Consider the following 14,006-nt stretch of genomic DNA (forward strand, 5'->3'; position numbering starts at 1 on the left):
AGGGGTGCTCCGGTCTAGATTAAAGCGCGATGCGGGCGAGCGCGAAAAGGCCCGTCGCCGCGGCGGCATAACTGATACAGATCATCGTGATGATCAGGATTTCGCGGGCCAGACCATGAACGTAGTCCTCAAGCATGGTTTGGACACCGTTTTTGAAATGCATAAAGGCCACGGCGATCGTCAGCCCGGCCACGATCGCGGGGAAGGGTTGCGCGTAATAGGCGATCACCTCGTCATGGCTCGCCCCAAGGATCGACCCGAACGTAAAGATAAAGGCAGGTACCAGAAACAACAGCGCAACAGAGCTGATGGTCATCGACCAATGGCGGGCGGTTCCGGTTTTCGCGGACCCCATGCCATTGGCGCGTTTGCGGTCGGTCATATAACCCATATCCGCGCTCCTTAAATGATAAAGACGGTCAGCAGGGTCAGAATGAACGACCCCGCAATGACGATCAGACCAAGGCGTTCGGCCTTTGCAATTTCCAGCCCGCGGCCCGTGTCCCAATAGAGGTGACGCAACCCCGCCAGCAGGTGATACCAGATCGCCCAAAGCGACCCCAGCATCACAAGGTCGCCGAACCAGCTTGTGATCACGCCATTGGCGATGGCGAAATATTCGGGGCTGTAGGATGCGGCCAGAAACCACCAGACGATCAGCAAGGCGCCAACCAACAGGGCATTGCCCGTGATCCGCGTGAATATCGACGTTATCGACGTCAATTGCGGACGATATATCTGCAAATGCGGTGAAAGCGGCCGGTTTCCCCGGTTCACGTCAGCCATGGTAAAATCCCTTCGTCAGCGGCGCAGCTGGCCTGCGCGTTTTTACAGACCATAGTGTAAATTTCCCGCGAGTCACGATGCCAGAGCCCCGCACAGAGCAATTTGTTCGCACATGCAGCAAAAAAAATCCGTTTGTGATCACGGAATTTCAATCAGTGATCACAAAAATCCCTGTCTAAGTCGGCATCAACGCCCAATAGTCGAGATCCAGCAGCACCTGCGGCAGGTATTTTCCGTCGTCGCCGCGCAAGGCGAACGGTGCGCCGCCCTTGGTTGCCACCAGCCGCAAGCGAAGGGCGCCGACACCGGGCGCCGCAGTTTCCGCCTTGTCCAGCACCTGCGACCACGCACGCACCGTATCGCCCGCGAAACAGGGGTTGGCATGTGCGCCCGCGTTGATACCCGCGATCATCTGCGCATTGGCCAAGCCGTTGAACGACAACGCCCGCGCCATCGAAATGATATGCCCGCCATAGATCAGCCGCTTGCCATCCTCGCGGTTTGTCGCGTCGAAATGCACCTTGGCCGTGTTCTGCCAAAGCCGCGTCGCGATCATGTGCTCGGCCTCTTCAATGGTCACGCCATCCACATGGTCGATCTGTTCGCCCACGGCATAGTCGCCCCAACGGTGCGCCTCGCCCGCAAGCGTGAAATCGTATTTCGTAAAATCAAGGCCTGCCGGAATCGCCAGCCGCTCTGCCGCGACGACCTGCGCCAGATCGGGCACCACCGTTTCGGGCGCGGGCGCATCCACGTCCCGTTTGCGCACCATCACCCAGCGCACAAAGTCCAGCACCGGCGCGTCGTGCTGGTTCAGCCCTGTGGTCCGCACATAAACAACGCCGGTTTTCCCGTTCGAGTTCTGCTTCAACCCGATCACCTCGGACACCGAACGCAGGGTATCGCCCGCATGGACCGGCTTCAGAAACCGGCACTCGGCGTAGCCCAGATTGGCCACCGCATTCAAAGACACATCCGGCACCGTCTTGCCGAACACCACATGAAACGCGAGCAAATCATCGACAGGAGAGGCCCCAAGGCCGGACATCCGCGCGAATTCGTCCGATGAATACAGCGCGTGACGCGCCGGATACAGCGCGTGATACAACGCCCGCTCGCCGCCCGACACCGTGCGCGGCACCGCGTGGCGGATCACCTGCCCGACGGCGTAATCCTCGAAAAACCGCCCCGCGTTCGTCTTCATCACTGCTCTCCCAGCTTCATGCCGGGGGAATAGGGGATGTCGATGTCCTTGGTCACCGCCTGCCCGCAGCGCATCACGCCGTTGGCATGGTCATAGGCATAGGTCGGATCGCCATACAGTTCCCAACCCTTGCTCAACGCAAGGCTGACCTTGTGGCAAAACGCCGATGTGTCGTCCGCTGTCAGCAACCGGTAAATCTTCATCTCACGCTCCAAACGGGTTCACGCCCAGCCAGATATGAATCGCCGCGACGATCCCGAACATCACCAATGAAATCGTAACCAGCACGACCTCTTTCTTTGCCGGGGCCTGTGCAGGACGCACCCAGGGGCCTTCGGCGCGGTTGATCATGATGACCGATCCCACAGCCCATGCCAGCAGACCCCCGAACAGAACGATCGACGCCAGATCGCCGTTCACCAGCAAATGCGCGACCGCCCAGATCTTGACCGCAGTCAGTTGCGGATGCCTGATTTTCGTGCCCAACCAGACCTTTGCACCCTTCGCGGCACTTGCCCCGTACACGTAAAACGCCAGCAACATCAAAAGGTTGTTGATGTGCCGCATCATCGCCGGCGGCTGCCAGACGTCAACAGTATCAGCGCCGCGATAGCCCACAACCATCAGAACCACCGACGCCAGTATCGCCAGCGCGATCAGGCCCTTGCCCTTGTCGCCCAGCGTTGTGCGCTGCGCGGGAAACAGCCGCTTGAAATAATGCGCCACCGCCCAAAGCGCGACACCAAGGATCAGCCAGATCATATCATAGTCTCCATTGTGGCAATCGCTTCGGCCCGTGCCAGTGTCTGGCGCGCCGTCACGATATGCAGATTTTCGACGATCTTCCCGTCGACCACAGCCACACCCTGCCCGTTTTTCTCGGCTTCTGCAAAGGCCTCGATCTGGCGACGCGCCAGATCCAGTTCCGCCGCACTCGGGGCGAAGGCGGCATTGGCGATGTCCACCTGTGCGGGGTGGATCAGCGTCTTGCCGTCAAAGCCCATATCGCGGCCCTGTTCGCATTCCGCGCGCAAGCCCTCGTCGTCCTTAAAGGCGTTATAAACCCCGTCCACAGCCACAATTCCCGCCGACCGCGCCGCCAAAAGGCACAGTTGCAAGCTCATCATCAACGGCAGACGATCCGCACGGAACCGCGTATTCAGATCCTTCGCCAGATCATTGGTGCCCATCACAAACCCCGCCATGCGCGGTGCCGCGGCAATCCCGGCTGCGTTCAGGATGCCCCGCGGAGTCTCCATCATCGCCCAGATGCTTGTGTCCGCCAATTGCGGCCGCAGGTCCAGTTTCGCGGCAAGCCCTTCGATATCCGAGGCCGAATTGACCTTGGGCAACAGGATTGCATCCGGCGCCGCCTCGGCAATCACGTCCAGATCGTCGGCGCCCCATTCGGTGTCGAACCCGTTGATCCGCACGATCCGCGCCCGTGCACCATATCCACCGGCCATCAGCGACTGCGCCAGAAGATGTCGCGCCGATGTCTTTTCCTCGGGCGACACCGCATCCTCCAGATCGAAGATGATCGCGTCCACCGCCAATGTCTTTGCCTTCTCCAATGCCCGCTCTTTCGAGCCCGGAATATACAAGACCGACCGATAAGGCCGTGCGCCGATGTTCATGATTCTCTTCCCTTCTTTTGTTGCGCGTATCATTGCCGAGAGGAAATTTTACGCAAGGTCCGTTATGCCGCAATGCAGAAATTCTGCCTAAACCGCGATTTCGCGGCACTTCTGCGGCCAGTCTGCGACCGCCCCGTTAACTATATTTTTCCACTCCGTCGCGCAGTCTTTGCGCATCGGGGACAGTCAGGTGGCGCCCGGAAAAAGGACATCGGCAATGAAACAGCAGTTCATCCTACTCTCGTTCGGCTTCGGCGCCCTGATACTGGCGACGGGGCACGCCTTTGCGCAACCTCTGGACCGCTGCGCCGACCGCGCCCACGTCCTGTCCCGACTGGCCGACGCTTACGGCGAAACACGGCAAAGCATCGGGCTTGCCTCGAACAACTCTGTGCTGGAGACATTCGCCTCCGCAACCACCGGAACCTGGACAATCACCGTCACCTCGCCCGACGGCACCACCTGCCTCGTCGCCTCGGGGCGCGCCTTCGAAACCCTCGCGGGCAACCCCGCTCCCTCCTCCGCACCGAACCTTTAGCTTAACGCGTCCACAATCAGCTTGGTGCCGGTGCAGACCAGAAACACATAGGTCACGCCAAAAAAGATCCGCTCCGGCAGCAAGCGATGGGCATAGACCCCAAGATAGACGCCGGCAAAGGCAACAGGTGCCAGAAACACATTGGCCAGCGCGGTCTCTTTCGAAAAGATACCAAGCGCGAAATAGGGTATGAATTTCATCAGGTTGATCGCCCAGAACACCAGCACCGTGGTGCCCTGATAGGCCGTCTTGCTGAGCGGCTTGGACAGCAGGTAAACTGCGGCGGGCGGCCCGCCGGCATGACTGATAAAACTGGTAAAACCCGCCGCCATACCGGCCAGCATCCCCGCCGCGCGCCCCATCGGTTGCCTCGCGGGCCTGATCCATCCCCGTTTCCGTCCGATCTGGAAGGCCACAAATCCAACCGCCAAAGCCCCGATCATCAGCTTGAACACATCCGGATTGGCGATCCCGTAGAGCGCCGCGCCCAGCGCCACGCCCGGCACGCTTCCGATCATCAGATTTCTGGCCGACGTCCAGTCCCACTTCTTCCAGTAGGGCCGCAGCGCCGTCACATCCATCAGCATCAAAAGTGGCAGCATCAAACCAACTGCCTGCCCCGGCGTCAGAATCAGCGCAAGGAACGGCGTGGCGGCAAACGCCGCCCCCGACCCGAACCCGCCCTTGGAAATCCCCGCAAACAGCACCGCCGGAACCGCAAACAGAAAAAACGTCACATCCAGCGTCATGGCCACTCCAAATCCGCAATTTCCGCAGTATCCCACTGCCTTAGCCGATATAACGCACCCTGTGCATCCCCTTTTCAACCGGATGCCGCGGCGCGGCACTCTTGCGCGATCCGTTCTAAAGGACTACGCAAACGGCGAAATTAAACCCACCGGAGATCATACTCATGGCCAGACCAAAGATCGCCCTCATCGGCGCCGGACAAATCGGGGGCACCCTCGCCCACCTCGCTGCGATGAAAGAACTCGGCGACGTCATCCTCTTTGACATCGCCGAAGGCATTCCCCAGGGCAAAGCGCTCGACATCGCAGAATCCGGTCCCTCCGAGGGTTTCGATGCCGTGATGAAGGGCACCAATGACTACGCCGACATCGCAGGCGCCGACGTCTGCATCGTCACCGCCGGTGTCGCCCGCAAGCCCGGCATGAGCCGCGATGACCTGCTGGGCATCAACCTTAAAGTAATGAAATCCGTGGGCGAGGGCATCGCAGCCCATGCGCCGAACGCCTTTGTCATCTGCATCACCAACCCGCTCGACGCGATGGTCTGGGCGCTGCAACAGTTCTCGGGCCTGCCGTCGAACAAAGTCTGCGGCATGGCCGGGGTTCTCGACTCCGCCCGCTTCCGCCACTTCCTGTCGGTAGAATTCAACGTCTCGATGCGCGATGTCACGGCCTTCGTTCTGGGCGGCCACGGCGACACGATGGTGCCGCTGGCCCGCTACTCCACCGTTGGCGGCATCCCGCTCCCCGACCTTGTGTCGATGGGTTGGACCACACAGGACAAGCTGGATGCGATCATCCAGCGCACCCGCGACGGCGGTGCAGAAATCGTCGGCCTGCTGAAAACCGGCTCTGCGTTCTATGCCCCCGCCACCTCGGCCATCGAAATGGCAGAGGCCTACCTGAAAGACCAAAAGCGCGTGCTGCCTTGCGCGGCCTATGTTGACGGTGCCTTCGGCCTGAACGGGTTCTACGTCGGCGTGCCCACCGTGATCGGTGCCGGCGGCATCGAACGTGTGGTCGACATCAAGATGACAAAAGACGAGCAGACCATGTTCGACAAATCCGTCGACGCCGTCAAAGGTCTGGTTGCCGCCTGCAAGGAAATCGATCCCTCGCTGGCCTGATTGCTGCCACCTCAAGTTCAAAAGAGCGCCCTTGCGGCGCTCTTTTTTTATCCACTCCCCTCTTGTTGGTCCAAATATCCTCGCCGAAGGCCACCCGAGCCACCGCACAGCGGGGGCGAGACAAAAGTAATCGCGCGGCACGTGCGCCCGCCACCTTGATCAATCCCCCGCATTTCATGCTAATTTTACGCATCGCGCCCCCGAATCACTTCAACTCCTTTTGGAATCCGCAATTTGTGATCACACATTTTCGACCTGTGATCACAAATGCACGAATTATCACCCCAAACCCCCGCCCAGCGTCGAAATGCGTTTATCCACACCCCCGTCCTGTGGCATGACGACCGCGAATTGCACTAAGAACGGGACAGTTTCGTGAACATTCATGAATACCAGGCGAAGGCACTCCTTCGCAGCTACGGCGCCCCTGTCAGCGATGGCCGCGTCGTCCTCAAAGCCGAAGACGCGAAAACCGCAGCGGGCGAAATGGACGGACCGCTCTGGGTCGTCAAGGCGCAGATCCACGCAGGTGGCCGCGGCAAGGGCCACTTCCTCGAAGCCGACGCTGGCGAAAAGGGCGGCGTCCGCCTGACCAAATCGGTCGAGGAAGCCGCGACAGAGGCGAAAAAGATGCTGGGCCGCACGCTGGTCACGCATCAGACCGGCCCTGCCGGCAAACAAGTGAACCGCGTCTACATCGAAGACGGCTCGGGCATCACAACCGAACTTTACCTCGCGCTGCTGGTCGACCGGCAGACCTCGTCTGTTTCCTTTGTCTGCTCGACAGAGGGCGGCATGGACATCGAGGAAGTGGCCGCCTCCACCCCCGAGAAAATCCTGACGTTCTCGGTTGACCCCGCCGCCGGTTACCAGGCCTTCCACGGCCGCCGCATCGCCTTCGCCCTCGGTCTTGAGGGCGCGCAGGTCAAACAGTGCGTCGGGCTGATGGCCCTGCTCTACAAAGCCTTCGTCGAGAAGGATATGGAGATGCTGGAAATCAACCCGCTGATCGTCACCGACAAGGGTGACCTCAAGGTGCTTGACGCCAAGGTCAGCTTTGACGGCAACGCGCTTTACCGCCACTCCGACATCATGGCGCTGCGCGACGAAACCGAAGAAGACGCCAAAGAACTGGCCGCATCCAAGTTCGACCTGAACTATATCGCGCTTGACGGTGAAATCGGCTGCATGGTCAACGGTGCCGGCCTTGCCATGGCGACGATGGACATCATCAAACTCTACGGTGCCGAACCCGCCAACTTCCTCGACGTGGGCGGCGGCGCGACCAAGGAAAAAGTCACCGAGGCGTTCAAGATCATCACCTCCGACCCGCAGGTCAAAGGTATCCTTGTGAACATCTTCGGCGGAATCATGCGCTGCGACGTGATCGCAGAGGGCGTGATCGCTGCGGTGAAAGAGGTCGGCCTCAAGGTTCCGCTCGTCGTGCGCCTTGAAGGCACGAATGTCGAAAAGGGCAAGGACATCATCCGCAACTCTGGCCTCGACGTGATCGCGGCAGACGACCTGAAAGACGGCGCAGAGAAAATCGTGAAAGCGGTGAAAGGTTAATCCAATGGCAATTCTCGTAAACGAAAACACCAAAGTGATCTGTCAGGGCTTCACCGGCAGCCAGGGTACGTTCCATTCGGAACAGGCGATCGCCTATGGCACCAAAATGGTTGGCGGCGTGACCCCAGGCAAGGGTGGTCAGACCCACCTGAACCTGCCCGTCTTCAACTCGGTCCACGAGGCCCGCGAGATCACCGGCGCCAATGCCTCTGTGATCTATGTTCCGCCGCCCTTCGCCGCGGATAGTATCCTCGAGGCCATCGACGCCGAGATGGAACTGATCATCTGCATCACCGAAGGTATTCCCGTGCTGGACATGATGAAGGTCAAGCGCGTTCTGGCAGGTTCCAAATCGCGGCTGATCGGCCCGAACTGCCCCGGTGTGATCACGCCCGACGCCTGCAAAATTGGCATCATGCCCGGTCACATCCACAAGCGTGGCTCGGTCGGCGTTGTGTCCCGCTCCGGCACCCTGACCTACGAGGCGGTCAAGCAGACCTCCGACTCCGGTCTGGGCCAGTCCACCGCTGTGGGCATCGGCGGCGACCCGATCAAAGGCACCGAGCATATCGACATCCTCGAAATGTTCCTGGCCGACCCCGAAACCCACTCGATCATCATGATCGGTGAAATCGGCGGCTCTGCCGAAGAGGAAGCGGCGCAGTTCCTGGCGGACGAACGGAAAAAAGGCCGCTGGAAGCCGACCGCAGGCTTTATCGCGGGCCGCACAGCCCCCAAAGGCCGTCGCATGGGCCATGCGGGCGCAATCGTCGCCGGTGGCAAGGGCGACGCGGAATCCAAGATCGAAGCGATGAAATCCGCAGGGATCATCGTGGCCGACAGCCCGGCTACTCTGGGCGAGGCTGTCCTGAAGGCCATCGGCTAAGCCCTTGTCCTTCACCGACGCCATAAAGACGTGTTTTCGAAAATACGTCACCTTCTCGGGGCGCGCCACGCGTCCCGAGTATTGGTATTTTATCCTTTTCGTCTTTCTGGGCTCGATCTTGGCAAACATTCTGGACGCGTTGGTTTTCGGCAGCGCCACCATTGAAACCGCGCCCGGATCGTTCGAATACCGCTCGAACGGGCCGCTTGCCGCAATCTTTGGCCTTGGCACCTTCCTGCCCTCGATCTCTGCCGGATGGCGACGCATGCATGACACAGGTAAATCCGGCCTGTTCCTGCTCTACCCGATGATAGTCATGATCGGCATGGGCAGCTTTGCCGGCCTGATGGGTCTCGGGGCCGATATCGGCTCTGCCCCGCTGTCCGGGATCACTGCCATTGTCCTTGGCCTGTGTGTCATTGTCTTCATCCTCTCTCCCTTTCTGGTGCTTTGGTGGCTGACGCGCCCCTCGCAACCCGTTTCCAACTCCTACGGTCCCAACCCTCACGAGGTCCCCCAATGACCGACCATCCCGCGAACGACCAGTTTCACGCCTCGTCCTTCCTGCAAGGGCATAACGCGGAATACATCGAACAGCTTTACGCCCGCTACGCGAACGACCCCGATGCGGTCGACGAGGCGTGGCAGCAGTTCTTCAGCGCCCTTGGCGATGCGGATATGGATGTCAAACGCGAGGCCGCAGGCCCAAGCTGGGCGCGCGCCGACTGGCCCCCCGCGCCGAACGACGACCTGACAGCCGCGCTGGATGGCCAATGGGCCGCAGAGCCGGCCAAAGCCGCCGAAAAGATCACCGCCAAAGCAGAATCCGCCGGTGTCAAAGTGTCTGACGATCAGATCAAACGCGCCGTCCTGGACAGCATCCGCGCGCTGATGATCATCCGCGCCTACCGGATTCGCGGCCACCTCGCCGCCGACCTTGACCCGCTGAAACTGGCCGACACCGCGCCGCACCCCGAACTTGACCCGAAATCCTATGGCTTCACCGAAGCCGACATGGATCGCCCGATCTTCATCGACAACGTGCTTGGCCTGCAACTCGCCTCGATGCGCCAGATCATCGACATCGTAAAGCGCACCTATTGCGGCACCTTCGCCCTGCAATACATGCATATTTCCGATCCCGAACAATCCAGCTGGCTGAAAGAGCGGATCGAAGGCTACGGCAAGGAAATCTCGTTCACCCGCGAAGGTCGCCGCGCGATCCTGAACAAACTGGTCGAGGCCGAGGGATTCGAGAAGTTCCTGCACGTCAAATACATGGGCACAAAGCGCTTTGGCCTTGATGGCGGTGAATCGCTGATCCCCGCGATGGAGCAGGTGATCAAACGGGGCGGCGCATTGGGCGTCAAGGAAATCGTCATCGGCATGCCACACCGGGGCCGCCTGTCGGTTCTGGCCAACGTCATGGCGAAACCCTACCGCGCGATTTTCAACGAATTTCAGGGCGGCAGCTACAAACCCGAAGACGTCGACGGCTCTGGCGATGTGAAATACCACCTTGGCGCCTCGTCCGACCGGGTGTTCGACGACAACACCGTCCACCTGTCGCTGACCGCAAACCCCAGCCACCTCGAGGCCGTGAACCCCGTGGTTCTGGGCAAGGCCCGCGCGAAACAGTTTCAGGCCCATGACGCCGACCGCACCACCGTTCTGCCCGTGCTGTTGCACGGCGATGCGGCCTTTGCCGGTCAGGGCGTTGTTGCCGAATGTTTCGGTCTGTCCGGTCTTGTCGGCCATAAAACCGGCGGCACGATGCACATCGTGGTGAACAACCAGATCGGTTTCACCACCGCGCCGCATTTCTCGCGCTCGTCGCCCTACCCCACGGACATCGCGCTGATGGTCGAGGCGCCGATCTTCCACGTCAACGGCGACGACCCCGAGGCCGTGGTGCATGCCGCCCGCGTTGCCACCGAATTCCGCCAGAAGTTCCACAAGGACGTGGTTCTGGACATCATCTGCTACCGCCGCTTCGGACACAACGAAGGCGACGAACCGATGTTCACCAACCCGTTGATGTACACAACGATCAAAAAGCAGAAAACCACGCTTCAGCTTTACACCGACCGTTTGGTCAAGGACGGCCTGATCCCCGAGGGCGAGATCGAGGATATGAAAGCCGCGTTTCAGGCCCGCCTGAACGAGGAATTCGAGGCTGGCAAAGACTACAAGCCGAACAAGGCCGACTGGCTCGATGGCCGCTGGTCGCACCTGAACAAGCAGGGCGAGAAATATCAGCGCGGCAAGACTGCGGTCAAAGAGGCGGCGCTGCGCGAAGTCGGCACCGCGCTGACCCGCGCCCCCGACGGGTTCGACCTGCACAAAACCGTCGCCCGCCAATTGGAAACCAAAGCCGAAATGTTCAACTCTGGCAAGGGCTTCGATTGGGCAACAGCCGAGGCACTGGCCTTTGGCTCTCTCGAACTCGAAGGCTATCCAATACGCCTGTCCGGTCAGGATTCCACCCGCGGCACGTTCAGCCACCGCCACTCTGCCTTCATCGACCAGTCGACCGAAGAACGCTACTACCCCCTGAACAACATCCGCGAGGGGCAGGCCCGTTACGAGGTCATCGACTCGATGTTGTCGGAATATGCCGTGCTCGGTTTTGAATACGGCTACTCGCTGTCAGAGCCAAACACCCTGGTTCTGTGGGAGGCGCAGTTCGGCGACTTCGCCAACGGCGCGCAGATCATGTTCGATCAGTTCATCTCATCGGGCGAGGCGAAATGGCTGCGCATGTCGGGTCTCGTGATGCTGCTGCCGCACGGCTACGAAGGTCAGGGGCCGGAACACTCCTCCGCCCGTCTGGAACGCTTTCTGACGATGTGCGGCGGCGACAACTGGATCGTTGCCAACTGCACCACGCCCGCCAACTACTTCCACATCCTGCGCCGCCAGTTGCATCGCAGCTACCGCAAGCCGCTGGTCCTGATGACCCCGAAATCGCTGCTGCGCCACAAGATGGCCGTCTCTAACTTCGAGGATTTCACCACCGGCAGCTCGTTCCACCGCATCCTTTGGGACGACGCGGAAAAGGGCAATTCGGACACCACACTGGCCTCCGATGACAAGATCAGGCGCGTCGTCATGTGCTCTGGCAAGGTCTACTATGACCTGCTGGAAGAACGAGACGCCCGTGGCATCACCGATGTCTATCTGCTGCGGGTGGAACAGTTCTATCCGTTCCCGGCCATGTCGCTGATCAAGGAACTGAACCGCTTCACCGACGCCGATGTCGTCTGGTGTCAGGAAGAACCCAAAAATCAGGGCGGCTGGACCTTCATGGAACCCAATATCGAATGGGTTCTCAGCCGCATCAAAGGCGGCAAAGCCAAACGCGCATCCTATGCGGGCCGCGCCGCTGCCGCCTCTCCGGCCACAGGTCTGGCCAGCCAACACAAAGCACAACAAGCCGCGCTGATTAACGACGCGCTGACAATCGAAGGGTAAGTACCATGGCAACCGAAGTCCGCGTCCCCACCTTGGGCGAAAGCGTCACCGAAGCCACCATCGCAACGTGGTTCAAAAAGCCCGGCGATACCGTCGCGGTCGATGAAATGCTCTGCGAGCTGGAAACCGACAAGGTCACGGTAGAGGTCCCCTCTCCCGTTGCCGGTGTCCTGTCCGAAATCGTCGCCGCCGAAGGCGAAACCGTCGGCGTTGACGCGCTGCTGGCCCAGATCTCCGAAGGTGCGGCAGAGGCACCGGCCAAGCCCGCCCCAAAGGCGGCGGCACCGGCAAAAGGCGGCAAAACCACCGATGTCATGGTCCCCACCCTTGGCGAATCCGTGTCCGAGGCGACCGTCTCGACCTGGTTCAAAAAGGTCGGCGACACCGTTGCGCAGGATGAAATGCTGTGTGAACTGGAAACCGACAAGGTCAGCGTAGAGGTTCCCTCGCCCGCTGCGGGGGTGATCGTCGAAATCCTTGCGCCCGAAGGCACCACCGTCGCCGCCTCGGCGCGGCTTGCCGTGCTGTCGTCGGATGGCGCTGCCGTCACGGCGCCCGCCGCAACCGAGGCCCCCAAGGCCGCAGCCGCATCGGGCAAAAACGTTGAAGACGCACCATCCGCCAAGAAACTGATGGCCGAGAACAACCTTGGCCGTGACGACGTCACCGCCACCGGTCGCGATGGCCGCGTGATGAAGGACGACGTGCAAAAGGCGCTGGCCGCCGGCACCAAAGCCGCCACGGCCCCCGCACCTCTGGCCGCAGCGCCCCGTGGTCCGGTCTCGGCCGATGATGCCAGCCGCGAAGAGCGGGTGAAGATGACGCGCCTGCGCCAGACCATCGCCCGCCGCCTCAAGGACAGCCAGAACACCGCCGCCATGCTGACCACCTATAACGAGGTCGACATGACCGCCGTTATGGAACTGCGCGACGAATACAAAGACCTGTTCCTGAAAAAACACGGCGTCAAACTGGGCTTTATGTCCTTCTTCACAAAAGCTTGCGTGCATGCCCTGAAAGAAGTGCCAGAGGTCAACGCAGAAATCGACGGCACCGATGTGGTCTATAAAAACTACGTCCACATGGGCATCGCCGCCGGCACGCCCACCGGTCTGGTCGTTCCCGTTGTCCGCAACGCCGACCAGATGGGCTTTGCCCAGATCGAGAAAGCCATCGCCGTGCTGGGCGCCCGCGCCCGCGATGGCAAGCTGTCGATGGCCGACATGCAGGGCGGCTCGTTCACCATCTCGAACGGCGGCGTCTACGGCTCGCTGATGTCCTCGCCCATCCTGAACCCCCCGCAGTCCGGCATTCTGGGCATGCACAAGATCCAGGACCGCCCGATGGCGATCAACGGTCAGGTCGTGATCCGCCCGATGATGTATCTGGCGCTGTCCTATGACCACCGCGTTGTCGACGGCAAAGGCGCCGTGACCTTCCTCGTCCGCGTCAAAGAGGCGCTCGAGGATCCGCGCCGGCTGTTGATGGATCTGTAAAAACAGGTTGGCGGCCACCCCCTTGCGCCATTGCGGCAGGGGGGTGGCCGCGGTTACTCTTCGTCCAAAGGCGCGCCATGACCCCCGAACTCACCGTCCTCACCCTCGCCGGTCTGCTTCAATCCATCCAGTTCGTGCTGATGGCCGTGCCCGCCAATATCGACCTTGGCACCGGCTACACGTCCTCCGCCCGCGACAGAGAGCCGACACGCGACATGCGCCCGGTCACCGGGCGACTGCACCGCGCCTTCGCCAACCACTTCGAGGGGCTGATCCTGTTCACCCTCGCCGTCCTTGTCGTCACTCTTGGCGGTCAGGCCACCCCCTTTACCGCCGTCTGCGCATGGGTCTACCTTGCCGCCCGCGTGGCCTATATTCCGGCCTATGCCTTTGGCTGGCGGCCCTGGCGGTCGGTCATCTGGTTCGCCGGTTTTCTGGCCACCGTTTCCATGCTGATCGCCGCTTTGCTATAAGTATCCCGTCTGCATCCTTTGTGCATGCTGTGTGCATCGGTTCTGCATCGCCCAATTCAATCAGGAG

General features: G+C 60.8%; 15 protein-coding genes. 8 read left to right on the top strand and 7 right to left on the bottom strand.

All coding sequences use genetic code 11. From position 1 onward, the window contains the following. Positions 1–19: 19 nt before the first annotated feature. The 6 genes from sdhD to ACEN2R_RS01190 form a co-directional block, all read right to left on the bottom strand. A complete protein-coding gene (gene sdhD / locus ACEN2R_RS01165; protein WP_442038370.1) occupies positions 20–391 on the bottom strand; it encodes a succinate dehydrogenase, hydrophobic membrane anchor protein in 372 nt (123 codons plus the stop codon). A gap of 11 nt (positions 392–402) precedes the next feature. After that, the gene (gene sdhC, locus ACEN2R_RS01170; RefSeq protein ID WP_442038372.1) at positions 403–786 is read right to left on the bottom strand and encodes a succinate dehydrogenase, cytochrome b556 subunit; all 384 of its coding nucleotides are present in this window, start codon (positions 784–786) and stop codon (positions 403–405) included. Positions 787–961: 175 nt separating this feature from the next. Beyond that, entirely contained in the window at positions 962–1,993 is a 1,032-nt protein-coding gene (locus ACEN2R_RS01175; RefSeq protein ID WP_442038374.1) for a MaoC family dehydratase, read from the bottom strand. Further along, complete coding sequence (locus ACEN2R_RS01180) at positions 1,990–2,193, bottom strand: DUF1737 domain-containing protein (RefSeq protein ID WP_442038376.1); 204 nt, start codon at positions 2,191–2,193, stop codon at positions 1,990–1,992. The genes ACEN2R_RS01175 and ACEN2R_RS01180 overlap by 4 nt, the downstream gene beginning before the upstream one ends. Position 2,194: 1 nt before the next feature. Continuing rightward, entirely contained in the window at positions 2,195–2,752 is a 558-nt protein-coding gene (locus ACEN2R_RS01185) for an NnrU family protein (RefSeq protein WP_442038378.1), read from the bottom strand. Then, entirely contained in the window at positions 2,749–3,627 is an 879-nt protein-coding gene (locus ACEN2R_RS01190) for an HpcH/HpaI aldolase/citrate lyase family protein (RefSeq protein WP_442038380.1), read from the bottom strand. Before ACEN2R_RS01190 ends, ACEN2R_RS01185 begins: the two co-directional genes overlap by 4 nt. Positions 3,628–3,844: 217 nt before the next feature. On the opposite strand from ACEN2R_RS01190, the gene ACEN2R_RS01195 reads away from it, so the two are divergent. Beyond that, positions 3,845–4,165: a hypothetical protein gene (locus ACEN2R_RS01195; protein ID WP_442038382.1), complete on the top strand. Its 321-nt coding sequence runs from the start codon at positions 3,845–3,847 to the stop codon at positions 4,163–4,165. Here ACEN2R_RS01195 and ACEN2R_RS01200 read toward each other — a convergent pair. After that, on the bottom strand, positions 4,162–4,914 hold the full coding sequence (locus tag ACEN2R_RS01200; RefSeq protein WP_442038384.1) for a sulfite exporter TauE/SafE family protein: 753 nt from the start codon (positions 4,912–4,914) through the stop codon (positions 4,162–4,164). The genes ACEN2R_RS01195 and ACEN2R_RS01200 overlap by 4 nt on opposite strands. A gap of 164 nt (positions 4,915–5,078) precedes the next feature. Here ACEN2R_RS01200 and mdh point away from each other — a divergent pair, with 164 nt between their 5' ends. From mdh to ACEN2R_RS01235, 7 genes are all read left to right on the top strand, one after another. After that, positions 5,079–6,041 (top strand): malate dehydrogenase, encoded by a 963-nt coding sequence (gene mdh, locus ACEN2R_RS01205; RefSeq protein ID WP_442038386.1) that lies wholly within the window; start codon positions 5,079–5,081, stop codon positions 6,039–6,041. Between the two features lie 375 nt (positions 6,042–6,416). Next, positions 6,417–7,610 carry an ADP-forming succinate--CoA ligase subunit beta gene (gene sucC, locus ACEN2R_RS01210; protein ID WP_442038388.1) on the top strand — a complete coding sequence of 398 codons (1,194 nt, stop codon included), beginning with the start codon at positions 6,417–6,419 and terminating at the stop codon, positions 7,608–7,610. A 4-nt stretch (positions 7,611–7,614) separates the two neighbouring features. Continuing rightward, positions 7,615–8,496 (top strand): succinate--CoA ligase subunit alpha, encoded by an 882-nt coding sequence (gene sucD / locus ACEN2R_RS01215; protein ID WP_442038390.1) that lies wholly within the window; start codon positions 7,615–7,617, stop codon positions 8,494–8,496. A 4-nt stretch (positions 8,497–8,500) separates the two neighbouring features. Next, positions 8,501–9,019, top strand: a complete 519-nt coding sequence (locus tag ACEN2R_RS01220) for a DUF805 domain-containing protein (protein ID WP_442038392.1) — start codon at positions 8,501–8,503, stop codon at positions 9,017–9,019. After that, a complete protein-coding gene (locus ACEN2R_RS01225) occupies positions 9,016–11,970 on the top strand; it encodes a 2-oxoglutarate dehydrogenase E1 component (RefSeq protein WP_442038394.1) in 2,955 nt (984 codons plus the stop codon). The genes ACEN2R_RS01220 and ACEN2R_RS01225 overlap by 4 nt, the downstream gene beginning before the upstream one ends. A 5-nt stretch (positions 11,971–11,975) precedes the next feature. Then, on the top strand, positions 11,976–13,466 hold the full coding sequence (odhB, locus tag ACEN2R_RS01230) for a 2-oxoglutarate dehydrogenase complex dihydrolipoyllysine-residue succinyltransferase (RefSeq protein ID WP_442038396.1): 1,491 nt from the start codon (positions 11,976–11,978) through the stop codon (positions 13,464–13,466). A gap of 77 nt (positions 13,467–13,543) precedes the next feature. Beyond that, on the top strand, positions 13,544–13,939 hold the full coding sequence (locus ACEN2R_RS01235; RefSeq protein WP_442038398.1) for an MAPEG family protein: 396 nt from the start codon (positions 13,544–13,546) through the stop codon (positions 13,937–13,939). The last annotated feature ends 67 nt before the right edge of the window (positions 13,940–14,006 follow it).

It is taken from the genome of Pseudogemmobacter sp. W21_MBD1_M6, from assembly GCF_052119585.1.
Classification (GTDB): Bacteria; Pseudomonadota; Alphaproteobacteria; order Rhodobacterales; family Rhodobacteraceae; genus JBGQOJ01.

Bases quoted from the DNA above. Each gene is read 5' to 3' on its own strand.
- sdhD (WP_442038370.1), bottom strand. From the start codon at position 391: ATGGGTTATATGACCGACCGCAAACGCGCCAATGGCATGGGGTCCGCG.
- sdhC (WP_442038372.1), bottom strand. From the start codon at position 786: ATGGCTGACGTGAACCGGGGAAACCGGCCGCTTTCACCGCATTTGCAG.
- ACEN2R_RS01180 (WP_442038376.1), bottom strand. From the start codon at position 2,193: ATGAAGATTTACCGGTTGCTGACAGCGGACGACACATCGGCGTTTTGC.
- ACEN2R_RS01185 (WP_442038378.1), bottom strand. From the start codon at position 2,752: ATGATCTGGCTGATCCTTGGTGTCGCGCTTTGGGCGGTGGCGCATTAT.
- ACEN2R_RS01190 (WP_442038380.1), bottom strand. From the start codon at position 3,627: ATGAACATCGGCGCACGGCCTTATCGGTCGGTCTTGTATATTCCGGGC.
- ACEN2R_RS01195 (WP_442038382.1), top strand. From the start codon at position 3,845: ATGAAACAGCAGTTCATCCTACTCTCGTTCGGCTTCGGCGCCCTGATA.
- ACEN2R_RS01200 (WP_442038384.1), bottom strand. From the start codon at position 4,914: ATGACGCTGGATGTGACGTTTTTTCTGTTTGCGGTTCCGGCGGTGCTG.
- mdh (WP_442038386.1), top strand. From the start codon at position 5,079: ATGGCCAGACCAAAGATCGCCCTCATCGGCGCCGGACAAATCGGGGGC.
- sucD (WP_442038390.1), top strand. From the start codon at position 7,615: ATGGCAATTCTCGTAAACGAAAACACCAAAGTGATCTGTCAGGGCTTC.
- ACEN2R_RS01225 (WP_442038394.1), top strand. From the start codon at position 9,016: ATGACCGACCATCCCGCGAACGACCAGTTTCACGCCTCGTCCTTCCTG.
- odhB (WP_442038396.1), top strand. From the start codon at position 11,976: ATGGCAACCGAAGTCCGCGTCCCCACCTTGGGCGAAAGCGTCACCGAA.
- ACEN2R_RS01235 (WP_442038398.1), top strand. From the start codon at position 13,544: ATGACCCCCGAACTCACCGTCCTCACCCTCGCCGGTCTGCTTCAATCC.